Source organism: Enterococcus sp. AZ071 (genome assembly GCF_050499065.1).
In the GTDB taxonomy this organism is placed as follows: domain Bacteria; phylum Bacillota; class Bacilli; order Lactobacillales; family Enterococcaceae; genus Enterococcus_A; species Enterococcus_A ferrettii.
Genome location: NZ_JBIPAS010000002.1, coordinates 1,136,593 through 1,160,703, shown reverse-complemented (window position 1 = coordinate 1,160,703; position 24,111 = coordinate 1,136,593). Strand labels below are relative to the sequence as shown.

The window sequence follows — 24,111 nt, the reverse complement described above, 5'->3', positions numbered from 1 at the left end:
TTACAGTTAATAATGGTTGTAAGGGGGAATTGAGTATGAATAAGGAAGAAATTTTTAAGTTTTTAAATGAAGGAAATTTTTGGTACGAGATTACTGAGCACAAAGCTGTATACAACATGGAAGAACTGAGTGAGGTAGATCTTCCCTACCCAGAAGCAGATGCTAAAAATCTTTTTGTCCGTGACGATAAAAAAAGAAATTATTATTTAATTAGCGTTCAAGGAGATAAGCGAGTTGATCTCAAAGAATTTAAAGCGAAGCATGAAACCCGTCGACTATCTTTTGCTTCAGAAACTGACTTGATGACTGTTATGGGATTAATTCCTGGAGCCGTATCACCCTTTGGTATACTAAATGACACTGAATGTATCGTGCAGTTCTTTATTGATGAAGATTTTTTGAAAGATCCTGGTTTGATTGGTATTCATCCGAATGATAATACGGCAACCGTTTGGGTAAAAACTGAGGACTTAATTGCTATTATTAAGCAGCATGGCAATCAAGTTCATGTGACAGAAATCTAATAGATTATCAAGCTGTGACTTTTGGTTGCAGCTTTTTTGTTTAGATAAATTTTCAATCATCTCTTTTTCTTCAGCGCAAAAATAAATCATTAAGCATCTACTATGAATAATAAATTCTTCGATCCAATTGCATTTTCAGCATTCTCTAATAATAGGGCTTTAGTCCTATAGTCGTTCTATACTATGTCATGTATAGTATAAGGTATAGAAAGGTGATGCGTATGAATAGCCAATTGAAAAAAGGGCTGATTGAATATTGTGTTCTAGCTGCACTAGCCCATCAAGATTCTTACGGCTATGAAATCGTTAAACAGATCAATCACCAAATTGAGATTACTGAATCCACCCTCTATCCAATTTTGAAGCGTTTAGAAACCAGTAAACGAGTGTCTACCTACTCAAAAATTCATAATGGCCGTTTGCGAAAATATTACCAGCTGACCGATGAAGGCCAAGAAAGCATCCAACAGTTTTTAAACGATTGGAAACAGGTAGAAGCCATCCAACAATACATTAAAGGAAGTGTCGAAAATGCAGCGAGTTGAGTTTATTAAAGAATTGAGTAATTATTTAGCGTATGAAGTACGCCCCAGTGAAGTGCAACGATTGATTGAGTATTACGATGAAATGATTATGGATTTAATCGAAGACGGTTATACAGAAGAAGAAGCCGTAGCAAAAATGGGCGATCCACAAGCTTTGGCCTACGAAGCAGCAGGTATTCCACAGGAAATCAAGGTTCCTAGACGTTTTAGTCCACTTATTATACTATTACTGATTCTAGGTTTCCCAATTTGGGGCAGCTTGGCTTTAGCCGCCTTTTGTGTCGTGGTTAGTTTTTATATTGTTATTTGGTGTATTCCATTCACCTTTGCTTGTTTAGGTGGCGGACTTTTGTTAGGCGGATTAATTGCTACATTGACTAGTCCACTGGCAATTATGAATGTTTTCTTTATTGGCGTAACTCAACTCGGTGTTGGTATGTTATTGTTTGGTCTAGGAATGTTCTTCCTATGGGCAACCTATAAATGCAGTGCTGTCTTCATTAACAGTCACCGTTGGATGACACGCAAGATTCGTCAATCAGTCTTTCAAAGAAAGGTGGTAAGCGTATGAAATCGAAGTATTTAATCCCCAAAATTGCCAGCTGGTTGATTATCTTTGGATTGATTATCTCTATGTTAGGCTTCGCTCTATCTGGCTTTTCGCTCAATCGTTACGCTCAACATGAACGTCGCTGGTACAACGTCGTTAGTGTATATAATGAATAGAAATGTGGGGTCGGCTTATACCAAGTCGGTCTCATTTTTATTTTGAACTATACTATACAAAAATTTGTGTCTATATAATAATCGTAGCAGTGATGGACTGTCATCTAGTCAGCAACTTATCTTTGAATCGAGTAACACAACTACGAAATGATGATAAAGCTAGCAATTTTTACCAACCATTCTTTCTAAGTTTGGCTCATCCTATTCAACAAGAAGATTTAGTTTAAAAGAGCAAAATCTGTCAGCTTATTACTACGAATTTATCATTTTCAAATGACTTTTGTTCTATTCCAATCAGACTTCTGGTTATCTTATCATCAGCATAAGTTTTTATTTGCTGCTTTTTAAGATTCATAAAAATTCCACTGAAATTAATAATGTTCAAACCATTTGTACAAGCAAAGTACTCTTTGAGGATACTCACACTACTCAATGAATGTTTTGGCAACATTGAGATATCCCTGAAAACCCATTCTTATATACTCTTGTCACAAAAAAAGCAAACAGTTTGATAGAAAATCATCAATCTGTTTGCTCATTATGGTTTACGATCTAGTTTTTTCTAATACACTCATTACTTCCAAGCTATGACGCATCTTCTCATTAGCAAACACAATATCATGCTGGTCGATCGCTTTAGCGAAACGGTGGAACTCTTCATACATCCGGTGAGTATGAACATTATTATTCAATACGTGTTGCACCCCACTGCGTAATTTCACATAACCAGATTTCAAAGAATTGGTCGGACCCTTGACGATTATTTCTCCTGCTTCTCCTTGGATACGTACATAACTTTCAGCGTCAGTGTCCTTAGATCCAACGCATACCGCCTTGGCTTGTCCATAATCCATCATTACCACTCCTGAAGTATCCACTCCTCGCTGGTAATTAGGGAAATACCTAGCAATTCGGGGTTCACCTAACAAACCTACTACAATGTGCAGATTGTAGATATTAATATCCATCAACGCCCCTCCGCCAGCAGCTGGATCAAAGGCCAAGGGAACTTCACCCTTTTTAAAAGCGTCATAACGAGAAGAATACTGAGAATAGTTGCAGGAAATCAAATGAATTGGTGCGATCTTGTCTAAGTGTTCCTTAATTCTTCGGAAATTACCTAAATATTGATTAGTAATCGCTTCAAACAGCAGCAAATCTTTTTCTCTCGCTTTTTCTTGTAAGTCTTGCAACTCTTGCAAATGCATTGTGAAAGGTTTTTCGCAGATTACATGCTTCCCAGCAATCAAAGCTTCTAAAGCATATTGATAATGTAAATGATTGGGAAGAGCTATATACACTGTATCAAAATTACCTTCCCTTAAAAAGTCTGAGTAGTCAGTAAAAATCGCTTTGATCCCATGAGCTGTCTGCAGTTCCTTATTTTTCTCCAAGCTACGTTCCGAAGACAAAATCGCTGAAAGCTCAATTTGCGGCAAATCAGGTGTTACTGTCAAAAAGTCCTTTACGATCATTCCTGCCCCAACAATTCCTAATTTCATCACTTTTCCCCCTATTGATTCGTCAACATCTCAGTAATGCCTGCTTCCAAAATTTCCATCTGCAGGATGGTTTCCTCATCTTTTACGATTTTTTCTTTCTCATTAATGATTGCTTCGTAAACTCCTTCATAAATCCGACTGTAATCCCCTACTTCGGAGACAACCTTTTCCTCATGATAAACTTTTTCATCGTCTAAATAAGTTAATACCCCGTAATGCTCTGGACGATCAATACCAAAATCTTCATGATTAGGCAAATAGAACAGCTTTAAATGTTCTTCCTGACGATCCTTGGTTTGTTTAACAAAAGATCCTTTTTTCCCATAAACTACAAAGCTTGGACGTTCCTTTAAACGGAAATAGCTGGACTTAACCGAAACCTTCAACTTGCCATAGTAAAAATCTAGATCAAAGTAATCATTCATACGATCTTGACCTAATAATTGGCGGACATCGTAGTGAATATGGTCTGGCTCGCCAAAATAACTCAGCACTTGGTCAATCGTGTGACAACCATGTCCATATAAATAGCTATCATTCTGAGAAAAATGTTCCGCACTTTCTGGGACTTCGGGACGAAAATAATCATAATGCATTTCCACTTCCAACAAATCTCCCAGCTTGCCGCTTTCGATCACTTTTTGAACAGTCAAAAAGTCAGAATCAAACCGACGATTTTGATAGCATTGTAAAAACAAACCTTTTTCTTTAGCTAAAGCAAATAATTCTTTGGCTTCATCAGACGTTTCCGTAAAGGGTTTTTCCAGTAAAACATTTTTACCAGCCATTAGTGCTTTTTTTGCATAGCTATAGTGAAATTTTACAGGAGTGGTGACCACCACCAGCTGAATTTCTTGATCTGTCAAAATATCATCTAAATCAGTGGTATAATGAGTGCCAGCAAGTGGTGTCCATGCTTGACGCCCTGATGGAGAATAAATAGTCTTTACCTTGATTTTATCTCCTAATTTGGTGGAAAATGGTAAATGATAACGGTTGGTACTTTTCCCGTTGCCTAAGTATGCGATGGTTAACATGAACAATCAGCTCTCTTTCCTATCAATGATTAAATTATAACTATTTTACTGATTAATTACATATCAAATAGCTAATTAGCAACTCATGTCCAGTCTTTCACTCATTGAAAGTTAAATAATGAACATCATGTTCATTGAAAATACACTAAGAAGGGAAACTATCGAATGCTTATAATCGAACGTTTGAAACAACAAACTGATTTTAGTATTGCTGAGAAGCGTATTGCTGAATATATACTGGAGCACCTGCCGGATATTCCTAAAATTTTTATTCAGGACTTGGCTGAGAAAACTTTTTCTTCTCATTCTACGATTGTTCGTTTAGCACAAAAACTAGGATATTCCGGTTTTCGACAGTTTAAGGATGCAATTGCCGAAGTGGTATACGCACAGTTGCTCTCAACAGAAGAGGTCAATGTCAACTTTCCCTTCCATCCGTTAGATACACCAACTGAAATTGCTAAAAAAATGGCTGATCTAACCATTGGTACTATTCAACGTTCCTTAGTTCAATTAGACAACGAAGTTTTAAAGTCTTCGGTGAATACCCTGATGGAGGCGGACCGAATCTTTCTCTTTGCCCGTGGCGATACTCAAATACGAGCCCGCGGCTTCCAAAATAAGTTAATCAAAATTAATAAATTTGCGATTCAAGTGGAAGAACATGTAGATACTGACTGGACAGCTGTGGGAATTACCCAGCAGGACTGTGCTTTTTTTCTCTCTTATAGCGGTATCGTGCCCCCTTATAACAAAATTATGCAATATCTTCATAAAAAAGGGATCCCTATACTATTGCTGACGGGTAATCCTGAGTCGCCAATGGTACCCTTTGCGACTCATTTGCTTTTAACCAAGCAGGAGGAATATGATTTTGCTAAAATTGCAACATTTTCTTCTCAAACCGCCTTTGAATATATTCTGAATACTATTTATTCGGTAATGTATACTAAGAACTATGAGGCTAATCTGCGTAAGCTAAAAGAAAACCAGCAGCTGATGCAAACTGGTCTGTTAGCTGATCAAGAGTAAGAAAATGATCATTTCATGTTTTTATGCCACGAACCTGGTCGCTTGCTTGGTTCGGTTTTTTAGGATTATCTCATGCAAAAAACGTTAAGAAGCAGCATTTCCTAATTAAATGAGCTGGAGACTTCAGAGGATCCAATAAGGATTCAGAAATCTATAAGCCAAAGAAAGGCTCAAGTAGAACGAGTTCGTGCTTATCAGGGAGCTAAAAGAAAAAAAGGGTAAAAAGAAAAAGCGCTAAGTCCTGTCGTTTTGCCCCAGACTCAACGAATAGTCGCAAACAAGACTATCCTAAAACAGAGGCGCTAAGCGCGCAGCGCATCTGTTTTGGATAGCAATACCTAGATTGACTTACAGCTAAAAAATGATCGAAGAAGCTTAAATGCCTTCTTCGATCATTTAGTGACCTTATTTCTTTTGAAATCCAGCTGCTAATGTTTCAACAGTTTCTGCCAAACGTGGTCCTGGCAAAGCATTTTCAAGACTCATGGAAACAATACGATTATTTCTGACCGCATCTAACTGTGAGAGTGCTGGATCAGACTTGATAGCTGCAATTTTTTCATTGAGAGTCGGCTGATCATAGTCATGAACTAGAATAATATCTGGCTGTCGTTCTAAAACCTCTTCACTACTAACAGTGATCCAATCTTTCTCAGTTTGATCTTCAAACAAATTGACACCACCTGCTGCTTCAATGAGACGAGATTCATAATTGCTACCGCTGGCGGTGAATATCCCACTGTCTCCACTATCATAAACAAGGACTTTGGTGGGCTCCTTTGCCGCTGTATTGGCAACAGCTTGCAAACGGTCTTTTTGCTGCTGGATAAATGTAGCAGCTTGATCTTCTACATCAAAAATAGTACCGATATCTGTAATTTCTTGATAGACCTCATCAATAGTTTTAGCACTATTTTGGTAAACAGTGATATCATTTTCTTCCAGTTCGTCTAATGAAAGGCCTTCTGAGCCAAACTCCCAGTCAATACCATAAATAAAATCAGCACCACTTGATAAAACAGCTTCTCGCGTGGCCGAGCCATGTGTCAGTTCCGGGATTTTTTCATAGTCCTCTTTGTATTCTGACAAAGAACCGCGGCTGTGATTGTTTAAGGTATTGCCGATAATTTTATCAGCTAATCCCAGCTGACAAAAAAGTTCAGTGGTATTTGGCCCCATGGTAAGCACCTTTTCAGGAACTTCGTTAATCGTGATAGTGCGGCCATAATTAGTGATCACCAGCTGATTTTCATCAACAGCTGTTTGGTTAGCTTTCGAATCACTGCACCCAGAAATAGTTAATAGCAGCAAAATACTTAGCATAAATTTCTTCATAAAAGCCCCCTCTTTATATCTGACCTGGCGACCGACCATTTTTAGGTAAATAAGTAATGGTCGGCCGCTGCAATAGTGGATGAATTTTAATCTCAGCATGAACCTGAAAGACTTGTTGCAGCGTCTCTTTAGTTAGGACATCCCCTGGATTCCCGCTAGTTAAAATCTCCCCAGATTCCATGACATACAAATAATCACAATACATGGCAGCAATATTCAAATCATGAATCGCCGAAACAACTGTCAGCGGCAAACGACTTAACAGCTCAAAAATTTCCAGCTGATAATGAATATCCAAATGATTGGTCGGTTCGTCCAATAGCAACAAATCGGTGTTCTGTGCCAAAGCCCGTGCAATCAATACCCTCTGCTTTTCCCCACCAGATAAGTGCTGAAAATTTCGTTGTGCTAAATGAGTAATTCCCAACTGCTCCAAAGCTTCCGCTACTAACTGATAATCTTCAACAGTATCGTTATCAAAGAATCTTTTAGCAGGGTAGCGACCCATTTGAACAATTTCCTCCACCCGGAAATCAAAAGGTAATTCATTTTCCTGCCCAACCGCTGCCATCTTTTGAGCACTTTCTTTATAAGACATCACTCTTAACGGTGTTTCGTCTAAACGAATTTCACCGCTTTTCGGCTTTAATGCTCGATACACAGCTTTTAACAATGTCGATTTGCCACTGCCATTTGGTCCAATTATGCCGACGAATTGCTGGTGATGAGCTTTTAAATTTAAATTGCTTAAAACAGATTGATTTTCGTAACTGCAGCATAAATTCTCCACATGTAATTCCATCACAGTCTCCTAATGTTTTCGATTTTTCTTCAGTAATAAGATGAAAAATGGACCACCTAGAATAGAGGTTAAAATTCCCAATGGTAATTCTTCCGGCGCTAATATGGTTCGAGCCAGTACATCTGTCCAGACCACTAGAATACCACCGATTAAACTAGCTACTGGTAAAACCTTTCGGTGATCACCACCTACTAAAAGCCTTGCAAAATGTGGGCAAATTAACCCAATAAAACCAATTGTTCCACTAACAGCAATCGTCGTTCCTGCTAAAAGTGACGTGACAATTAGCAGGATTTTTTGAAAGGTACGAACCGAAATTCCTAGAGTTGCAGCTGTTTCCTCCCCCATTATCAATAGGTTTAATACACGATAATTTAAGGTTAAAAAAATCCCACAGGTTAGCATCACAATAGTTGGCAAACCTAAAAAACTCCATTTCGTATTAGCTAGACTACCCGACATCCAAAATTCAGCATTGTGCAATCCTAATGCATTAGGAGCGCTTAACACAATCACTTTTGTAATTCCTTGAAAGATCATTGCTACAACCACACCCGATAGCAAAAGCTGAGTAATCACAATTTTATTTTTTACGCGACTGAGTGCATAAACCAGTAACAAAGAGAATGCTGCGCCTAAAAAAGCCGATAAGGACAAAGCATACGTCCCTAAAAAGCTAAAAACTCCAAACAACATACCTAATGTCCCAAACATTTCTGCTCCTGAGGATACACCCAGTAAAAATGGATCGGCCAACTGATTACGTACTAAAGCCTGCATAGCGACCCCAGCAATTGCTAAAGCTGCTCCAACAACAAAACCCAACAGAACTCTAGGAAGCCGTAAATTCCAAACAATATTTTGTTGCAGCAAAGTACCACTAGATGGATAAAATCCTTGTGTAATATGATTAAGTACGATATCTGACGTAACATTTGCTGGTATATTAACCGCTCCTAATCCCGTAGCTGCCACGATGGAAATGATCGCAAGTATAATTAATAGAACCAAAAGCGGCCTTAGCCGCGGACGGCGGCGAACGCCTGCTTTGAACCAGGCTACTGATTGAGGAATATCAAAACGGTGGAGCATCTGCACTCACTTCCTTACCAACAATTTTTCGACAGTTAAGACAAACCAGGTGGCCAATACAAAAGAAAATGTCAAGACTGGCAGCCCAGCGATTCCTAATAATGTCGGTAGAGCAAAATCAAAACAAATGGTGAGTATTCCACCTGTTAAAATCATTAGCAAGATCCAGTGGGAATCCTTTTTTTCTAAAAATAAGTCCAAGGCTAAAAAGGTTAGAATACAATTATAGCTGTACAAGCCTAAAGACACAGTCTCCAAATTGCCACCTAGGATATACGCACCCATCAAGCTAAAACCAATTGCTCCAATTGTCAATGCTCCCCAGCGAACATTCGCAATAAAAATCGCTGCTAGGATCAAAAGAGAGCTGATGACATTGTCCAATAGGAAAATTTCCCCAACCCCTTTGATAAAGATATCGGGAAGAGTCAACATTCCTGTACTTGAAAGTGTCTGTGGCAAGCGGGCGGTTCGACTAGTAGTTATCCAGCGACTATTAAAACTGATTAGCAGGAATAACCAGGTGATCAAGATAAATGGGAAAGTTAAACCAGGCAGCCCTTGCTGCCTGAACAAATGATTGATGACCAAAGTCATCAAGACACACAGAACACTTCCAACTAGAGCAATTGGACAAGCAACCCATCCCTCAACAAAAGTTCCCGCTGCAATTCCAACCAAAACCGGACTAAAACCTATCAATCCCTTTTTAATTTGATCGTTTTCTACTTGTAATAAATGAGCAGTCAGATTAGCGAATAGACAGCTGCTTAAAGCCAAGGCTGCCAACTGAAAATCTGCTATTACTACTGCTAAGAAAATCATCGCCCCACTAACTGGATGTTCAATTAGTACTACTTGGGAAAAACTGGTCCATATTCCTTTCAACCATGAAACTTTTGTCTCTTCAGTCATTTCCACCATTAAATCCCTCCTAATACTTCCTAGTTTGCGGCAGCTTTTTTTTACAAAATGTTTGATTATAGTGTTGATAACAAGCTTGGATAACCGATTCCATTTCTTGTGTATCATTTCCCAAAACACGCAAACTGTATCCGTTAATCGGAAACAGCGACAAACCAAAATGTAAAGCAGGATAGACAATTGTTAACTCCTGATGAAGCTGAGTAATATATTCCTGATCAATCTCGGGATGAACTACTAGTAAGGAAGCTATTTTTTTTAACCCCTCCAGCATCCCTGCGCCTGCTAAATTTTGGCAGTCCGGCTGCAGCAACACCCGATCCATTACTGCCAAATGATTGTCCAAATAAATTTTTGTTAGCAAATTGACTTTTCGATAAGTAAAACCCCGTTCGGCAGAATCCCAGCCAGGTGTTACAATCTCTGAAGCAAAATAACGGGCATCATTAGCTAAATAAACCAATTGTTCCTGCTGATAGATACTTTTTTCGTAGGGAATGATGGGGTCAGGCAGATTGATTAACTCTCCTTTAGCCTTAACAGCAATTTGATTAAGCTGATACACGTGATCCTTAGGCGTTTGATAAACTTTTGTAGCCGATTGAGTGGTTAAATATAGGCTTGCCTCAGGTCCCACGTCTATAGTTAAGGAATATCGATCGCCATCTAAATAACCGCCTCCAGGATTCAGAACAAAATAAGTCACTTGCCCACTGTCATCTAAATACTGTGGACGCATCACCTTCAACGCTCCTTGATAAAAAATATGTCCTGGTACTGTCCGATTATCACGTTGTTTTACGGCTAGTTCCAATGTACCGGTCATTGTTTTCATAGCTACACTCCAATAAAAGCGTGCTTTTTCACCCAGTCAACGACTTCATTTAAGCCGGTACCATTCTGCAAATTAGTAAAGACAGTCGGCTTTTCCAAACGGTATTGCTTGGCATCGCTAGCCATAATTGATAAATCCGCATGCACAAATGGTGCTAAGTCAATTTTATTAATCAAAAAAAGATCTGATTTGATCATCCCTTGTCCGCCTTTACGAGGAATTTTCTCCCCTTGGGCTACGTCAATAATGTAAATCGACAAATCTACCAACTCTGGACTGAAGGTGGCTGCTAAATTATCGCCACCACTCTCCACAAAAATGATTTCTAAATTTGGGAAATGCTCCTCTAGCTCTTCAATTGCCGCTGTATTCATAGATGTATCCTCGCGAATCGCGGTATGAGGACAGCCGCCTGTTTCTACCCCGATAATCCGAGCCGGATCAAGAATTCCAGTATTGATCAGGTATTTCGCATCTTCTTTGGTGTAAATATCATTGGTAACAACGGCAATTTCCACCTTATCTTGCAGCTTGCGTACAATTTGTTCAATGAGAAAGGTTTTTCCAGCACCCACTGGTCCACCAACTCCTATTTTGATTGTGTCCATTATAGTCCTCCTAAATTTTTCTAAGACATGAAATTGCGGGCAAACAAAAACTCATGCTGCATTTGGGAAATTTCAATTCCCGGTGCAGTAGCACCAAAATGATCCAGCGGCATAGTAAGGATTGCTTCAGTCAGTTGAGGAATCTCCTGTGACACTGCATAAATAATTTTTTGTCCAGCTACTTGGCCAATCGGTACTCCCCGTACAGCATTTTGTACCAAGGTAATCGTAGTATTTAGTAGATACACAGACAAAGTTTCTGTAACCACAGCCTTCGAACAATAAGCTAGTAATCCAAAAACAATTGCTGGATGAGGTGCTAGCTGCTGCTCCCTTAATCGCAGCTGGTAATGCTTCAGCAAGGAGTCATCCATCAGACTATTACCAATATTTAAAAACTGCTGACCCATCTTTTTGTTAGCCTGTCGCATTTCACTGGGTAAAAGCAGTGCATTCAATTCAACATTAACCGCTAAAACCTCTGTCAAACTTTTCTTCTCCAAAGCTTCAAAAACAATACGAATAGCTAACCCATCAGTGGATAAAATTTGGTTGTTGAGAAACTGCTTCAGCCATAACTCAAAGGCTTCCGCATTTTTAATTCGATTCTGCTGTAAATAGGTTTCAAAGCCATAAGAATGACTAAACGAACCAATCGGAAAATTGGAATCGTTCATTTGGAAGAGAAACAGGTTAGTGATCATGGCTATGTCCGATGTGTCGGAATGGATGTGGCATTTTTACGTGTTTGCGCTCAAAGCTCATACTTTTGTGTCCCAGCAGGTGCTCGATTAGATAATCGTATTGCACCACCATTGTGTCGTCGATAAACTGAGCAGGCAAGTGCCGATTGCCTAATTCATGGGCAATGACACCCATCTCATGGATGGCGTTCGGTTTGATCACTAAAACATCCTCTGGTAAGACATCCACTACCACTAAGGTATCCTCCGTTTCGGCCAAAATATCACCCACATGCAGGTGCTTTCCAGGTGCCAAACGTACACTTACTTCACCATTTTTTGCTGTATTCAAATGATGTACCCGCTTAGCTAGTGCTTCATTTTCTATTGCTATCCAGTCTTTGGTTTTACTTTCAGCTGCTGGATAGCTGTTGATGTTACCGATGATTTCTTTTACGATCATAGAATCACTCCTTAGAATAGGAAATATTTTTGTGCTAACGGCAAGACTTCGGCTGCTTCGCTAGTCACCACTTGACCATTTACGGTCACTTCATAGGTTTGTGGATCAACAGTAATTTCAGGCGTTTCACCATTAAATTTCATATCTTTTTTTGTCAGCTTTCGTATCCCCTTAACAGGTAAGGTTTCTTTTTTTAGCTGATATTTTTCTTTAATATTCTTCTCTTGGGCGGCTTGGGAGACAAAGGTAAAAGAGCTTTTCTCTAAAGCCGTACCCAAACTGCCAAACATTTCCCGGTAAAAAACAGGTTGCGGCGTTGGAATTGAGGCATTAGGATCGCCCATTTGTGCTACTGCAATCATCCCGTTTTTCAAAATTTTGCTAGGTTTTACTCCAAAAAAGGCCGGATCCCACAAGACTAGATCAGCAATTTTTCCGACTTCTACTGAGCCGACATAATCAGCAATCCCATGAGTAATTGCTGGATTAATCGTATATTTGGCAATATAGCGTTTTACTCTAAAATTATCGTTGCCTTCAGCATCTTCTGTCATTGGTCCTCGTTGCTTTTTCATTTTATCGGCGGTTTGCCAAGTACGGGTCACCACTTCACCGACCCGACCCATCGCCTGAGAATCAGAACTCATCATGCTGAAAATTCCCATATCATGCAGCACGTCTTCAGCAGCAATTGTTTCTTTACGTATCCGCGAATCAGCAAAGGCTAAATCTTCAGGAATATCGGGATTCAGATGATGGCACACCATCAGCATGTCCAGATGTTCATCAACCGTGTTGACAGTATAAGGCATAGTTGGATTGGTAGAAGAGGGCAATACATTTGGCTGACTGGCAATCTTGATGATGTCCGGTGCATGTCCCCCACCGGCCCCTTCCGTATGATAGGTGTGAATTACCCGATTACCGAAAGCTTCAATCGTCCGTTCCACAAAACCTGTTTCGTTTAAAGTATCCGTGTGAATTGCTACTTGGACATCATATTTGTCAGCTACTTCCAAAGAATGTTGAATCGCTGAGAAAGTCGTCCCCCAGTCTTCGTGAATCTTCAATCCGATCGCGCCAGCTTCAATTTGTTCAGCTAGTGGTGCTTCAATCGCTGCCTGACCTTTACCTAAAAAACCTAGATTGACTGGCAAACCATCGGCTGCCTGCAGCATCCGCTCCAAATTCCAGGCACCCGGAGTAACCGTCGTGGCATTGGTTCCTTCTGCTGGTCCGGTTCCACCACCAATCATGGTAGTTACACCACTATGCAAAGCCGAATCAACTTGCTGAGGAGAAATAAAATGAATATGAGTATCTATTCCACCAGCTGTTAAAATTTTATTTTCTCCGGCTATTATTTCGGTTGCTGCGCCAATTGGAATAGCAACATTATCCATGATGAATGAATTACCAGCTTTGCCAATCGCTGAAATTTTTCCATCCTTAATAGCAACGTCAGCTTTAATAACGCCACTGTAATCAACAATCGTTGCATTAGTAATTACCAGATCAGGCGCTCCACCATCACGAGTGATTAACGGATCCATCCCCATGCCTTCACGAATGACCTTGCCACCGCCAAAGACTACTTCTTCACCGTATGTAGTGTAGTCCTTTTCAATTTCAATAAATAAATCTGTGTCTGCTAAACGCACTTTATCGCCGACCGTTGGTCCATATAATTCTGCATATTGTTTACGCGATATTTCTAAACTCATTTAATTCCCTCCTTATCCAATGGACCATTCGTCTTTGCATTCAAGCCGTAAACTTCCCGCTTACCTGCTAGCGCCACTAACTCGACAGTCTTCTCATCCTGAGGTTCAAAACGAACTGCGACTCCTGCCGGAATGTTTAAGCGAAAACTATAGGCCGCTTCGCGATCAAATCGCAGTGCACTATTCACTTCAAAAAAATGATAATGGGAACCAATTTGTACTGGACGATCCCCAGTATTTGTTACGGCAATCTGCTTGGTTTCACGGCCAATATTGCATTGAATCGGTTCAGTACCAACAATAATTTCTCCGGGTTTCATGAACATCCTCCTCGATTTTTAACTGAACTTACTAAAATTAATCATTTGTTTATCTGAAACTTCGACGTCCTAGCCTTGTTTCTCTTAATACAGAAAAAGGAGCTAGCGAATTGGATTATGGACTGTAACCAACTTTGTCCCATCTGGAAAGGTAGCCTCTACCTGGATATCATGAATCATCTCAGGAATTCCTTCCATGACGTCCTCTACTGATAAAATCGTGGCACCATAAGTCATTAATTCTGCAACACTTTTCCCATCACGAGCCCCCTCCATTACTTCATAAGTAATCAAAGCGATCGATTCCGGGTGATTCAACTTCAACCCTCGACTTTTTCTGCGGCGAGCTACGTCGGCAGCAACCACAATCATCAATTTTTCTTGTTCTCGCGCTACTAAATTCATCTAGTTCCTCCTTGATTACAATTTTGGAAATATTCTGTAAATTTAAAATGAGTTTATCATTAAATTCTCATTTAATCTAGTATCCGCCAAGATGTAATGTGACGTTTTCTGACATACACTTTTAAAACAACGATCGCCACTGATCTTTTACAGAATGTATCTCTCATAAAATGGAAGGAACATCGTTTTTCCGAACACAAGATGTGACTATTGATTACATCCCTATGATTAACTGCAAACTAAAAAAGCCGCTTCATTGAAGAAACGACTTTCTTTTTCATAATAATTTTACCGGTCACAATTCTAACCTTTTAGTACTAACTGCCTCAATAAAATGCTGGTCATGTTCAATCACCAGTATAGTTGGGTGAATCCGCTGCAGCAATTGAATAATCTGCTGTTGATTAAAGACATCTAAATAATTCAGAGGTTCATCCCAAAGATAAATATCTGATGGCTGAGAAAGCGATTTGGCCAACTCAACCTTTTTTCGCTGCCCCATGCTCATCTGCTCAATTCGATTTTCAAAGACATTACGTTCCATTCCCAACTTATGGAGATTATTTAAAAACATTGGATAATCTAGCCCTTCTTGTAATGCAAAATCTGTTAAAGTGCCTTGATTGTCTTCGTATTTTTGTCGCACGTAACTAATAGTCAAGCCCTTAGGTATAAAAACTTTGCCAAAACACTCACCGGTAAATGTCCCCAATAAAGCTTGTACTAAAGCACTTTTTCCACTACCATTCGTGCCAGTGACTGCCAAACAATCGCCATGATTCAACTCAAAACAAACATTCTCAAAAAGAAGATGCTCATCATAAGCTAGCCGTAGATTTTCTACTTGAATCAACCGACGACGATGACTAGGTTGCCAATTCATCGCAAGACCGTCTACTGTTTCAATATTCTTCAGCAACTGCTCCTTTTCACTGATTTGAGTTTCTACACGTTGTAAAATTGCCTTGGACCTTTTCATCATTCGGGCAGCATCCGCGCCGATTGCTCCAGGACTTACCCGACGATATTCTGTATCAATGAACCCTTTAGATTTGTTCAGTTTATCGGTTTCACGCGAAGCAGACCAAGCTGCTTTTTCCCTAGCGGTTTGCTGCAGACGAGCAATTTCTTTTTTCAGCTTAATATTTTGTGCCTGCTCAAAAGCATCTTTTTGCGCCTTTTGTTCTTCATAAATGGAAAAATTCCCCTGATATAGTATCAGTTGGCTTTTCTCAATTGCTAAAATATGATCAACCGTTTCATCCAAAAACTGCCGATCATGACTAACCAAAATATAGCCCTGCTTCTTTTTCCGTAAATACTTTGCTACCTGTTGACGCCCTAAAATATCTAAATGATTGGTCGGCTCATCAATAAGTGGAAAGCAATGTTCCTCGGCGAACAGCATCGCTAGCAGAACTTTGGTTTGCTCCCCACCAGATAAAGATTGAAACGGCCGCCACAATACTGCTGGATCACAGGCCAATAAGTTCAACTCTCGTTCCAATTGCCAAATTTCAAAATCCCTCTGCTCCAACAGTGCATAATAAGTCAGCTGGCTCGGATCAGCGATACTCAAAGGAAAATAAACAAAATTCATTGTGTGATTAATCGTACCTCGGTAGGGTAATTGATTTTGCAACAATTTCAATAAAGTGGTCTTGCCACGTCCATTACGGCCGACTAATCCTAGCTTCCATTGCTCATCAACAATCAGCTGTACATCATCAAATAAAAGAGTACCTAACTGATCGTAACCGAATGTAACGTGATTCATTATTATATTACTCATATGGATAACACCTCGCAGCGACTTCTTCCCAGAAGTCAAAAAAAACCGTCAGTTCTTTTCGACAACTGGCGGTTGAGCTGATCCACAATAAATAGAACCGAAAATTCGCAGCAAACATTTGCTACAAAGATCGTCTTAAAAGGATTCCCTCTTTACTACATTCACCAATTGTTCGAAAATCTGCACACTGCTCCCTTGGTCAATCCACGGTACAGTCTGAATGCAGCTTCTACTTTATTTGGTGAAATTACGCATCGGGATCCCTCACTTTCTGTACTTTCACTATAACAAGAAATCATTTACCGGTCAAAAAAATTTTCGCTAATTTGTACCTATCATTTATAATCCAAAGTTGATTCATGTATGGTAAATACCTCAGTCGAAAGAAGAGTTTTTCGTCTAATAATACTTGAATAGATGAAACATCTTAGAAAAATAACTTCTAAATGAAAAACAGCCATCACTATTACGGATAAGTACCTAGTAAAAAAATTAGAAAATGTATGCCAAAACGAGATACTTCCGCTAACGAGAAACAGTAAAAGAACGGATACTCCCTCATTTCAATCTGCTACCTTTGGAATTGATACCCAGTTTAACTATGCTATTTTTCAAATAACTATGAAACGGTTATTAAAAGTACTATCATTTAAGAAACTTATTCTATGGGCAATGACTCTTGGAAATCGCTTGGAAGCTAAAACTGATCTTCCAAAGCTCTCAATCCATACAATTCATCCAAAATTTATTGAACGATAAAAAAGCAGAAAAAGCGAGCGACTATTTAAAAACTTTTAAAGAACTTTTCACACCACGAGTTTAATAGGTACTTTATCAACGAATTTAAAATAACTAAAAAATGTGTAATCTAAAAAACAGAAAGTTTAAAACTGGAAAAATAAACGAAAAATGAGAAAAATAACACACAAGAAACACCACTAAATAAGCAAGAAACTTTTTAAAGACTTTTAAAACACTTCGGATAAAAAGCATTTACTCTTAAAAATAAAACAAAAAAGACACCTAGACTCAAGGCGTCTTTTTGTAAACAGCTGCTTTATAACTTTCGATATTGTTCCATTTTTTTCTTGGAAATATTTTTCAGTTTTGCCATAAGTTGTATAAGTAATTGCATTCGCCCCTGCTTCAATAGTGGATAAAATTTGCTCATCGTTTTGACCACCCGAAGCAATAATAGGAAATTCAGGAAATTGTTCACGAACCCAGCGAACAAGATTGGTCGTTTCTTTTCCACCAGCCACATTAAAGATATCAACTCCGTTGTCAATCAGCTCCTGCAGGTTGCGTTTGTCGTTGACCACTGTATAAATAATGGGAATATCCACTGTTTCATTTACAATGCCAATTGTATCCAAGTCACAGGGACCATTCAGAACTACGCCAAAAGCTCCATGTTCCTCTGCGAATGATCCTAAACGTGAAGAGCGATTGCCTGAAGTTAGTCCACCACCAATACCAGCTAAAATCGGAACTTGAGAAACAGTAGAGATGGCTGACAAGATTCGGGTATTGGGTGTCCAAGGGTATACAGCCAATATAGCATCTGCATCATTGTTGGCAATAACCGCAACATCCATAGAATAAATGATACTTTTGATAAGCTTGCCATAGATTTGGATACCCGAGGCTTTTTTTATCACCTTAGGCATTTTAATAATACTTTGTCTAAGTTCAGAATATAATTCAGGAATAAATTGTTCAGTACCGTTATCTTGTTTTTCCATAGGAGACTCCCCCATTCGACTAATTTGTTCGTGCAAAAAATTAAAAACAATGACTTGCTAAAAGCAGCAGGACTCAACATTTAGCTAATAATTCAAGTTTACAACCAAATTTGCAGTCAAACGTTCGACTTGGTTACAACTTTACTCTCTCTTTTGGCAAAATGTTATTCTTTTTGTGCGTAACTTTGGTCTTCTTTTCTTAACAATAATATAAGGATTACCAGATGTCAAAGAGCAGTTAACTCTTACTATAAATGGTCTTTTTATTGAAAAATTTACAAAACCAGTTTTACTAAGATAGCTGCCGATTATAGAACATTTTAGTGTATACTTGAATTAATAATAGAAAAGTTTGGAGTGAGCCGATGTTACTTGAATTTGAAAATATTGCCAAAATAAAACAGGCCACGATTGAACTGACAGACCTTACGGTAATAACCGGTGTCAACAACTCGGGAAAAGGTACGGTAAGTAAGATACTGTACGCTCTTTTAACTGGAATTAACCTCTATCAAGGAAACTATTTGTTTGCTTTAAAATACACAGTAATCATGGAAGAATTGGAGAATTTGGAGCGTTGGGTAGAAAAAGATACCTTTCCCTCAGTAAACGCACTTCGGCGGGAGGTCCAGACTGTCCTTTACCAGGTTGAGCACAATCAACACGGAGTAGATCACAAAGAGATTTTTGCTGAAGATACTAAATTAACTGAGCAAATTACTGATCTTTTAAGCAATATTCAACGAAAAATGTCGACAAAAGTTCGTTGGCCTAACCGACAACAGATTGCGGCTATTATAAAAACTATTTTTCAGCAACAAAACCGTGATTATTTGGATGAAAAGACTGTGGCTGCTTTATTTGATCGATTGCTGCGTCAAGAATTTTCCAATTACATCATTAGTGATTCTTCTTTAAACAAATCAGCGCTTCTCTCTCTTCAAGAGGAAGATGATCATCTGATTCTACCTTATAAAAGCAATCGACTGGACAATTTTCAGTGTCAATTTCAACTAACACATACCTATAAAGAAGCCATTTGTCTGGATGATCCCGATTTGTTGGATAATTTAGCACTTGCAACGGATGAACAATTTTTTGGCAAGGCACCTTCCGAGAAGCTCCAGCAGGCTAACGAAGCTTCTCATCGAAAACGGCTGATTAAACAAATTATGCAACGCCAGCCTAAAGAAAACTATCTGCGAGATAAAAAAATTATAGCTATTTTTTCTGAAGTATTAAATGGGCAACTAGTACGCAAACGAGACGGCTACTATTTTTTTCAAAAAAATTCGTTAAAAGGCGTTCCGTTCAATTCGTTATCCTCTGGAACGAAAATTTTTGCGCTCTTGCAGTTGATTGTGTTAAACGGGATCGCAGCTGATAGTAGTTGTCTGATTTTTGTTGAACCAGAAACTCATCTTCATCCTCAATGGCAGGTAAAACTAGCAGAATTATTGGTTCGCATAACGACCGTTTATTCGGTTAAGGTACTAATTACCTCCCGCAGTCCCTATATTATTGAAGCGTTGGATATTTTCTCAACCCAGGAGTCAATCGGTACCAAATTTTACAACACCTCGCCGGATAAACGAGATGCAAATGCCAGCCTGATTGTCGATACGACTGACAATTTAGAAGCAATTTACGATGAAATGTATCAGCCACTCATCTATTTAGAACAATTAAGAGCAAAGCTTAACTGAAGTTTGTAACTTCAGTAAGTTTTGCTTTTTCTGCCTGCTTTAACACACACTACTGTTAACCTACCGCGCGAGATTCGTAATCGAAGAGATAAATACCTCATCTAAAACATCCTTTCTAATCTTTTACCTCTATTGTATTAGCCAACTTCTGATTATCTTGTGGTTATTTATTTAATTAAATGATCTACATTCATAATTTCTGTTCAAATCACTTGTCACATAACTATTTTATGGCTAAAATTAAGTAACAAATCATTGTCATATGATTATAAGTCTAGTTTTAAACTATTCTTTTTAAAGCATTAGTACTTATTTATATCTATACGTTTTTTTATCATTGGAATTTTCTCATAATTTTTTTGTGATTTAGATGAATTAAAGATTAAAAAAGGGTAAAATACTAATGAACACTAACACCGTTAAGAAAGGAAAAATCCTATGAAAGCTTTGTTAAGCACCGCAATCTATCGTAAGATAACCTTGCTGGAATTTTTGGATAATTTTTCTACTTGGTGCCCTACGAAAGACGTAACAAATTTTTTAGACTGTTCGGCAAAAACCCTGCTGAGTGATATTGATTACATTAATGAATTTTGGGGTGAATATGTATATGTTGAGTATTCAAAATTTCAAGGAATCCGTCTAAATAACCTCGCATCCAACAAGATGGCCAATGTTTACAGCACTATCTTTCAAGAGTGCGATGAATTTCAATTTATTGAAAAATTGCTATACGCACCTGATGAAGATGCAGAATACTGGATTAATGAACTATTTATGAGTGAAGCTTCATTCTATAGAATGGTGAATGCGGTGGAGATTTTTCTCGAAAAGCGTGGATTAATTTTGGAACGTGGACCCTTTCGTGTGACCGCGCCAGATGAACGCTGGGTGCGTGTTTTTTATCAACAATATTATACTGAGGCATATGGTATTAATGAATGGCCTTTTGAGATCAACCAACAAGATACATTTTGCTATGTTATGCGGGCGTCAACAGACTTTGATGTCTCTTTAGATGATCAAGAAGTTCAGGATGCCTCGTTTCTCTTAATGGTTACCTTAATTCGTATGAGCCAAGGCTTTGCTTTATCTGATGAGGTATACAGTGAACCTGATGATACAATTGATAAAGTCATTGAATACAGCGAAGAGATAGTAGCCCATTTAGTGGAAGGTACGCCCTACTCATTGACTGACAGCTGGTACAAGGAAGTTGCCCGGACAGTTTTCCATGAATTTTACAGTTGGGATAACGAAGAGCAAATTATTCGCATTCATAAAAAACTTAATACCTTTTTAGACAAAATGGTTAAAGCCGTTGATTTTCCTCTATTGGAAGAGGATCGGAATAAAATTATCCAGCAAATGATGATTTGGTACGTTCAATACAATTTTTATCCCTTTAAAAGAATCATTTTATACGATAAACAACGACGTTTCGCTCACGGAGTTCATCACATGTATCCAGTCTTTTCCACATTGGTGACACTCTATTTGGAAGACATTGATAAGCGCAACCCGACACTTTGGATCAATGTTCGCTTGCATGATGTAGTAGCTCTTTTGATGCGAGAATGGAGCCAGCTGCCAATTCAATTAGAAAAAATGCGCAAGCAGGTTTCTGTGATTATCGTCAGCAATCTCGGAAGAAAACATGCAGAGATGATGCGGAATTTCTTGCACGCACAGTACGGAGAAAAACTGGGGTTAAATATTTTTGAATTCACGGTTCTTTTCTCCACTCCTGAGGATTTCGAGTCGCTGAACGATTATGATTTAGTTATTAGCAACAATCCAATTGAAAATTATCAAAAGAACAATTGCCTGATCGTCAATAATTTCATTTCGGCCTCAGACCGCGATACTATTGAAAATAGTATTTTGGATATTCAACAAAGAGCTTCATTGGATTTCATTCGCGACATTGGTTACTCCTACTTAAGAAGGGCAAAACAAATTTACTCTTATCCATATATTCCCTCTCAAAAGCAATTAAACTAAAAAAAGACGCGATGACCGTTCCATCTATCATGGGATTGATCATTGCGTCATTTATTTTTATGCAGCAAAGACGATTAAGTTCTGGAAATCATTGATACAGGTTTGTAAGGTTAGTCGTTCGCCCCCACCTGTTCCAGTAATTTGATCCCAATAGTCATTGCCATCTACCCCGTAGGCACTATCATCGACTGTTACAATATTTTGGACTGTATAAGTACTGATTTGGCCAGATGCATCAGATACTTCGATGGTTGAACCAACACCTAATGAAAACAAGGCATTGAATGCACCTGGGTTATGACCGATAATATGAGTATTCATTCCGTCGTTTCCTGATTGTACAGGCGAACCACCCCAAGTAGCGGCTGTGCTGTGATCGGCATCGATTACTGCTTGGCCTGAGCCTTGTCCTGCATTGCTGTAAGAAATATACGAACCGGCAATTTGCAGCATATTAGGCTGTAATTGTGATACTGGTTCAGAAGTGTCCTCCATTACATCTGATTGTTCAACAGCGGCTGCCTCTACAGATGATGGAGCTGGTGTTGGTGCTTCAACGATTGGTGTTTCAGTTATTGCAAGTTCCTCACTTGGTTCAGCTATTTCTGAAGCTACTGTACTTTCAGAGCTTGCTTGAGTCTTCTCAGTTGCTTTCGTTTCTTCTGACGTGGAGCTTTTTTCTTCTCCTGCTTCTTTTTCTGATGATTGTTCTGATTTATTGTCATTTTCAGCTTTCACAGTAGTTGAAGAGGTACTGGTTTGGGCCGAAATTTCTGCTACCGGGCTCTGAAATATAACCAAATTTCCGAACAAAGTTAATGACGTGACTGCTGCAATTACAGCTACTGTTTTTTGTATAGTCATTTTATGCCCCTCCTTTTAAAGTCTAAGGTATCTCTCCTTGTGCTTTAATCATAAGGGGTAAAGCCTAAAATTGAAAAAGAGCTGTTTCTTAGATAACGCCCCCAAAACAACAAATCATTAAAAAAGATTGATTTAAAAGCGTTTATTATATTTTTGCATAATTTATTGTAAAAAAAAAAAAAGTGATTGAGCATTATAGAAAGTTTTTTAATTACCAACAATTTGTTTTTTTATAAAAATTGTGAAGTGCAAGTCAATTTTCTTGCGTTTTTTTAAATTAACGGATTACAGGAACAATTTTTAAAATATTGTGAAAAATAACACTATTTTGCTTTTAAGACAGACAATGCGTAATTGATTCGTTTGACACGTCAATTAATCCTTTTACTTATAGTCTGATGATTCTCAACATTTTTCTAATCTCTTCTGCTGACATCCTGCTCTTGGACTTTTCAATCTTCAAATTCTTGCCAGTTAAAATATAGGCCGCTAGAATACGCAGGTTTTGATAATACCATTCACTGTGGCGCAGCTTATATGTTGAACCACTAGGTAATGCATTTTTCTTAGTGGCTGCTTTAGCAATTTTATTGAATGCTTTTCGAGCCACATCTCCCATTAGCATAACTACCTCTAAATTCGGAAACAACTCAAGCTCAGTTTTTAAAATTGGTAAAAAGTAATCAATGGTTTCATTTGGAATAACAGTAGAGCCTTTAGGCATCTTAACAGTGTTAGTGATGTAAATACCTAAGTCCAAAATATCATCCATAGTTTGGATTGAGACATCGGCCTGCTCAAAGATCGCTAAAGTCGTCTGTAAATATTCTGGTTTGTCTTCCAGACTATAAAAGTCCTCCATTGGGCTGCTTGCTACTACCTCGTTAATCATAATCACCCGAATTTTTTGCGGATCAATGGTCTGTTTAGGCAAATACGTTAATATTTCTTCGGCATCTTTAGGATAATGCTTCTTTACAAAAGTAATTAATGTCTCCATCTTCATTTATTCCTCCTTAATTGCTTATAAGCCTTTTGGTGTTCGGCTGTGACTGCTTCTTTCAATTCAACTGGGTGGATTTCTTGCAATTCTGAACCTAAAGACAGGCAAAATGAAATTAACCATTCATCAATCGGCAATTTTGTCTCTACCTGTACCGCATATCCGATCGTTTGAACAGCTTCTCTGCCAAAAATGTCTACCAAGCGATGCTTGACTGCTTGAGATGTTGTTAGTTTTACTAAAATTCGCTCGCTGAAACTTCGTTGAATCTGATTAAAATGCTTTTCAATAGAAGCATTTGACTTAAAAGTTTCTTTTGATTGCTCCAACTCCAAAATACGAGACAGACGAAATAGCCTGACGTCAGCCTTGCAGCGGCAAAATCCCAACACATACCATTGATTTTCCTGAAACACTAATTTTTGGGGTTCGATCCGCCG

General features: G+C 38.6%; 24 protein-coding genes and 1 pseudogene. 7 read left to right on the top strand and 18 right to left on the bottom strand.

The features are described 5' to 3' along the window. Nucleotides 1-35: 35 nt before the first annotated feature. The 4 genes from IGI49_RS24075 (at nucleotide 36) to IGI49_RS24060 (ending at nucleotide 1,795) form a co-directional block, all read left to right on the top strand. Nucleotides 36-524, top strand: a complete 489-nt coding sequence (locus tag IGI49_RS24075; RefSeq protein ID WP_429965115.1) for a prolyl-tRNA synthetase associated domain-containing protein — start codon at nucleotides 36-38, stop codon at nucleotides 522-524. Nucleotides 525-745: 221 nt separating this feature from the next. After that, the gene (locus IGI49_RS24070) at nucleotides 746-1,069 is read left to right on the top strand and encodes a PadR family transcriptional regulator (RefSeq protein WP_207704759.1); all 324 of its coding nucleotides are present in this window, start codon (nucleotides 746-748) and stop codon (nucleotides 1,067-1,069) included. Next, nucleotides 1,056-1,640: a DUF1700 domain-containing protein gene (locus tag IGI49_RS24065; protein WP_429965116.1), complete on the top strand. Its 585-nt coding sequence runs from the start codon at nucleotides 1,056-1,058 to the stop codon at nucleotides 1,638-1,640. Before IGI49_RS24070 ends, IGI49_RS24065 begins: the two co-directional genes overlap by 14 nt. After that, the gene (locus IGI49_RS24060; protein ID WP_207704761.1) at nucleotides 1,637-1,795 is read left to right on the top strand and encodes a hypothetical protein; all 159 of its coding nucleotides are present in this window, start codon (nucleotides 1,637-1,639) and stop codon (nucleotides 1,793-1,795) included. Before IGI49_RS24065 ends, IGI49_RS24060 begins: the two co-directional genes overlap by 4 nt. A gap of 545 nt (nucleotides 1,796-2,340) precedes the next feature. Here the strand turns inward: IGI49_RS24060 and IGI49_RS24055 are convergent. Both IGI49_RS24055 and IGI49_RS24050 read right to left on the bottom strand, forming a co-directional pair. Beyond that, nucleotides 2,341-3,297, bottom strand: a complete 957-nt coding sequence (locus IGI49_RS24055) for a Gfo/Idh/MocA family protein (RefSeq protein WP_429965117.1) — start codon at nucleotides 3,295-3,297, stop codon at nucleotides 2,341-2,343. Nucleotides 3,298-3,308: 11 nt separating this feature from the next. Then, nucleotides 3,309-4,334, bottom strand: a complete 1,026-nt coding sequence (locus IGI49_RS24050) for a Gfo/Idh/MocA family oxidoreductase (RefSeq protein ID WP_429965118.1) — start codon at nucleotides 4,332-4,334, stop codon at nucleotides 3,309-3,311. 165 nt (nucleotides 4,335-4,499) lie between these two features. On the opposite strand from IGI49_RS24050, the gene IGI49_RS24045 reads away from it, so the two are divergent. Further along, nucleotides 4,500-5,366, top strand: coding sequence for a MurR/RpiR family transcriptional regulator (locus tag IGI49_RS24045; RefSeq protein WP_429965119.1), 867 nt, complete (start codon nucleotides 4,500-4,502; stop codon nucleotides 5,364-5,366). 405 nt (nucleotides 5,367-5,771) lie between these two features. On the opposite strand, the gene IGI49_RS24040 is transcribed toward IGI49_RS24045, so the two are convergent. The 13 genes and pseudogenes from IGI49_RS24040 to IGI49_RS23980 all read right to left on the bottom strand — a co-directional run bounded on the left by IGI49_RS24040 (nucleotide 5,772) and on the right by IGI49_RS23980 (nucleotide 18,094). After that, the gene (locus IGI49_RS24040; protein ID WP_429965120.1) at nucleotides 5,772-6,701 is read right to left on the bottom strand and encodes an ABC transporter substrate-binding protein; all 930 of its coding nucleotides are present in this window, start codon (nucleotides 6,699-6,701) and stop codon (nucleotides 5,772-5,774) included. A gap of 13 nt (nucleotides 6,702-6,714) precedes the next feature. Continuing rightward, nucleotides 6,715-7,503, bottom strand: a complete 789-nt coding sequence (locus tag IGI49_RS24035; protein ID WP_207704547.1) for an ABC transporter ATP-binding protein — start codon at nucleotides 7,501-7,503, stop codon at nucleotides 6,715-6,717. Between the two features lie 9 nt (nucleotides 7,504-7,512). Continuing rightward, on the bottom strand, nucleotides 7,513-8,595 hold the full coding sequence (locus tag IGI49_RS24030; protein WP_429965121.1) for a FecCD family ABC transporter permease: 1,083 nt from the start codon (nucleotides 8,593-8,595) through the stop codon (nucleotides 7,513-7,515). Nucleotides 8,596-8,601: 6 nt separating this feature from the next. Next, on the bottom strand, nucleotides 8,602-9,519 hold the full coding sequence (locus IGI49_RS24025; protein WP_429965122.1) for an urea transporter: 918 nt from the start codon (nucleotides 9,517-9,519) through the stop codon (nucleotides 8,602-8,604). Nucleotides 9,520-9,529: 10 nt separating this feature from the next. Continuing rightward, nucleotides 9,530-10,354 (bottom strand): urease accessory protein UreD, encoded by an 825-nt coding sequence (locus tag IGI49_RS24020; RefSeq protein ID WP_429965123.1) that lies wholly within the window; start codon nucleotides 10,352-10,354, stop codon nucleotides 9,530-9,532. A gap of 2 nt (nucleotides 10,355-10,356) precedes the next feature. Beyond that, nucleotides 10,357-10,962 carry an urease accessory protein UreG gene (gene ureG, locus IGI49_RS24015; RefSeq protein ID WP_429965124.1) on the bottom strand — a complete coding sequence of 202 codons (606 nt, stop codon included), beginning with the start codon at nucleotides 10,960-10,962 and terminating at the stop codon, nucleotides 10,357-10,359. 20 nt (nucleotides 10,963-10,982) lie between these two features. Further along, a complete protein-coding gene (locus IGI49_RS24010) occupies nucleotides 10,983-11,666 on the bottom strand; it encodes an urease accessory protein UreF (RefSeq protein WP_429965125.1) in 684 nt (227 codons plus the stop codon). Then, nucleotides 11,656-12,108: an urease accessory protein UreE gene (locus tag IGI49_RS24005; RefSeq protein ID WP_429965126.1), complete on the bottom strand. Its 453-nt coding sequence runs from the start codon at nucleotides 12,106-12,108 to the stop codon at nucleotides 11,656-11,658. The genes IGI49_RS24010 and IGI49_RS24005 overlap by 11 nt, the downstream gene beginning before the upstream one ends. Nucleotides 12,109-12,119: 11 nt before the next feature. Next, nucleotides 12,120-13,832, bottom strand: a complete 1,713-nt coding sequence (gene ureC / locus IGI49_RS24000; RefSeq protein WP_429965127.1) for an urease subunit alpha — start codon at nucleotides 13,830-13,832, stop codon at nucleotides 12,120-12,122. After that, nucleotides 13,829-14,152 carry an urease subunit beta gene (locus IGI49_RS23995; protein ID WP_429965128.1) on the bottom strand — a complete coding sequence of 108 codons (324 nt, stop codon included), beginning with the start codon at nucleotides 14,150-14,152 and terminating at the stop codon, nucleotides 13,829-13,831. Before IGI49_RS23995 ends, ureC begins: the two co-directional genes overlap by 4 nt. Before the next feature lie 102 nt (nucleotides 14,153-14,254). After that, on the bottom strand, nucleotides 14,255-14,557 hold the full coding sequence (locus IGI49_RS23990; protein WP_207704538.1) for an urease subunit gamma: 303 nt from the start codon (nucleotides 14,555-14,557) through the stop codon (nucleotides 14,255-14,257). 295 nt (nucleotides 14,558-14,852) lie between these two features. Continuing rightward, on the bottom strand, nucleotides 14,853-16,349 hold the full coding sequence (gene abc-f / locus IGI49_RS23985; protein ID WP_429965129.1) for a ribosomal protection-like ABC-F family protein: 1,497 nt from the start codon (nucleotides 16,347-16,349) through the stop codon (nucleotides 14,853-14,855). Between the two features lie 1,057 nt (nucleotides 16,350-17,406). After that, nucleotides 17,407-18,094, bottom strand: a pseudogene (locus tag IGI49_RS23980) (hydrolase). Nucleotides 18,095-18,459: 365 nt separating this feature from the next. Here IGI49_RS23980 and IGI49_RS23975 point away from each other — a divergent pair. Continuing rightward, nucleotides 18,460-19,800, top strand: a complete 1,341-nt coding sequence (locus IGI49_RS23975) for an AAA family ATPase (RefSeq protein ID WP_429965130.1) — start codon at nucleotides 18,460-18,462, stop codon at nucleotides 19,798-19,800. A 438-nt stretch (nucleotides 19,801-20,238) separates the two neighbouring features. Next, nucleotides 20,239-21,804 carry a helix-turn-helix domain-containing protein gene (locus IGI49_RS23970; RefSeq protein WP_429965131.1) on the top strand — a complete coding sequence of 522 codons (1,566 nt, stop codon included), beginning with the start codon at nucleotides 20,239-20,241 and terminating at the stop codon, nucleotides 21,802-21,804. 57 nt (nucleotides 21,805-21,861) lie between these two features. Here the strand turns inward: IGI49_RS23970 and IGI49_RS23965 are convergent, their stop codons facing one another. The 3 genes from IGI49_RS23965 to IGI49_RS23955 all read right to left on the bottom strand — a co-directional run bounded on the left by IGI49_RS23965 (nucleotide 21,862) and on the right by IGI49_RS23955 (nucleotide 24,105). Beyond that, nucleotides 21,862-22,668, bottom strand: a complete 807-nt coding sequence (locus tag IGI49_RS23965) for a sortase domain-containing protein (protein ID WP_429965132.1) — start codon at nucleotides 22,666-22,668, stop codon at nucleotides 21,862-21,864. Between the two features lie 388 nt (nucleotides 22,669-23,056). Beyond that, entirely contained in the window at nucleotides 23,057-23,674 is a 618-nt protein-coding gene (locus IGI49_RS23960; protein WP_429965133.1) for a uracil-DNA glycosylase family protein, read from the bottom strand. Continuing rightward, entirely contained in the window at nucleotides 23,671-24,105 is a 435-nt protein-coding gene (locus IGI49_RS23955) for a WYL domain-containing protein (protein WP_429966068.1), read from the bottom strand. Before IGI49_RS23955 ends, IGI49_RS23960 begins: the two co-directional genes overlap by 4 nt. Nucleotides 24,106-24,111 lie beyond the last annotated feature (6 nt).

Excerpts from the sequence above, each read along its gene's own strand:
- IGI49_RS24075 (WP_429965115.1), top strand. The coding sequence starts at position 36 with ATGAATAAGGAAGAAATTTTTAAGTTTTTAAATGAAGGAAATTTTTGG.
- IGI49_RS24070 (WP_207704759.1), top strand. The coding sequence starts at position 746 with ATGAATAGCCAATTGAAAAAAGGGCTGATTGAATATTGTGTTCTAGCT.
- IGI49_RS24065 (WP_429965116.1), top strand. The coding sequence starts at position 1,056 with ATGCAGCGAGTTGAGTTTATTAAAGAATTGAGTAATTATTTAGCGTAT.
- IGI49_RS24060 (WP_207704761.1), top strand. The coding sequence starts at position 1,637 with ATGAAATCGAAGTATTTAATCCCCAAAATTGCCAGCTGGTTGATTATC.
- IGI49_RS24055 (WP_429965117.1), bottom strand. The coding sequence starts at position 3,297 with ATGAAATTAGGAATTGTTGGGGCAGGAATGATCGTAAAGGACTTTTTG.
- IGI49_RS24050 (WP_429965118.1), bottom strand. The coding sequence starts at position 4,334 with ATGTTAACCATCGCATACTTAGGCAACGGGAAAAGTACCAACCGTTAT.
- IGI49_RS24045 (WP_429965119.1), top strand. The coding sequence starts at position 4,500 with ATGCTTATAATCGAACGTTTGAAACAACAAACTGATTTTAGTATTGCT.
- IGI49_RS24040 (WP_429965120.1), bottom strand. The coding sequence starts at position 6,701 with ATGAAGAAATTTATGCTAAGTATTTTGCTGCTATTAACTATTTCTGGG.
- IGI49_RS24035 (WP_207704547.1), bottom strand. The coding sequence starts at position 7,503 with ATGGAATTACATGTGGAGAATTTATGCTGCAGTTACGAAAATCAATCT.
- IGI49_RS24030 (WP_429965121.1), bottom strand. The coding sequence starts at position 8,595 with ATGCTCCACCGTTTTGATATTCCTCAATCAGTAGCCTGGTTCAAAGCA.
- IGI49_RS24025 (WP_429965122.1), bottom strand. The coding sequence starts at position 9,519 with ATGGTGGAAATGACTGAAGAGACAAAAGTTTCATGGTTGAAAGGAATA.
- IGI49_RS24020 (WP_429965123.1), bottom strand. The coding sequence starts at position 10,354 with ATGAAAACAATGACCGGTACATTGGAACTAGCCGTAAAACAACGTGAT.
- ureG (WP_429965124.1), bottom strand. The coding sequence starts at position 10,962 with ATGGACACAATCAAAATAGGAGTTGGTGGACCAGTGGGTGCTGGAAAA.
- IGI49_RS24010 (WP_429965125.1), bottom strand. The coding sequence starts at position 11,666 with ATGATCACTAACCTGTTTCTCTTCCAAATGAACGATTCCAATTTTCCG.
- IGI49_RS24005 (WP_429965126.1), bottom strand. The coding sequence starts at position 12,108 with ATGATCGTAAAAGAAATCATCGGTAACATCAACAGCTATCCAGCAGCT.
- ureC (WP_429965127.1), bottom strand. The coding sequence starts at position 13,832 with ATGAGTTTAGAAATATCGCGTAAACAATATGCAGAATTATATGGACCA.
- IGI49_RS23995 (WP_429965128.1), bottom strand. The coding sequence starts at position 14,152 with ATGAAACCCGGAGAAATTATTGTTGGTACTGAACCGATTCAATGCAAT.
- IGI49_RS23990 (WP_207704538.1), bottom strand. The coding sequence starts at position 14,557 with ATGAATTTAGTAGCGCGAGAACAAGAAAAATTGATGATTGTGGTTGCT.
- abc-f (WP_429965129.1), bottom strand. The coding sequence starts at position 16,349 with ATGAGTAATATAATAATGAATCACGTTACATTCGGTTACGATCAGTTA.
- IGI49_RS23975 (WP_429965130.1), top strand. The coding sequence starts at position 18,460 with ATGTTACTTGAATTTGAAAATATTGCCAAAATAAAACAGGCCACGATT.
- IGI49_RS23970 (WP_429965131.1), top strand. The coding sequence starts at position 20,239 with ATGAAAGCTTTGTTAAGCACCGCAATCTATCGTAAGATAACCTTGCTG.
- IGI49_RS23965 (WP_429965132.1), bottom strand. The coding sequence starts at position 22,668 with ATGACTATACAAAAAACAGTAGCTGTAATTGCAGCAGTCACGTCATTA.
- IGI49_RS23960 (WP_429965133.1), bottom strand. The coding sequence starts at position 23,674 with ATGAAGATGGAGACATTAATTACTTTTGTAAAGAAGCATTATCCTAAA.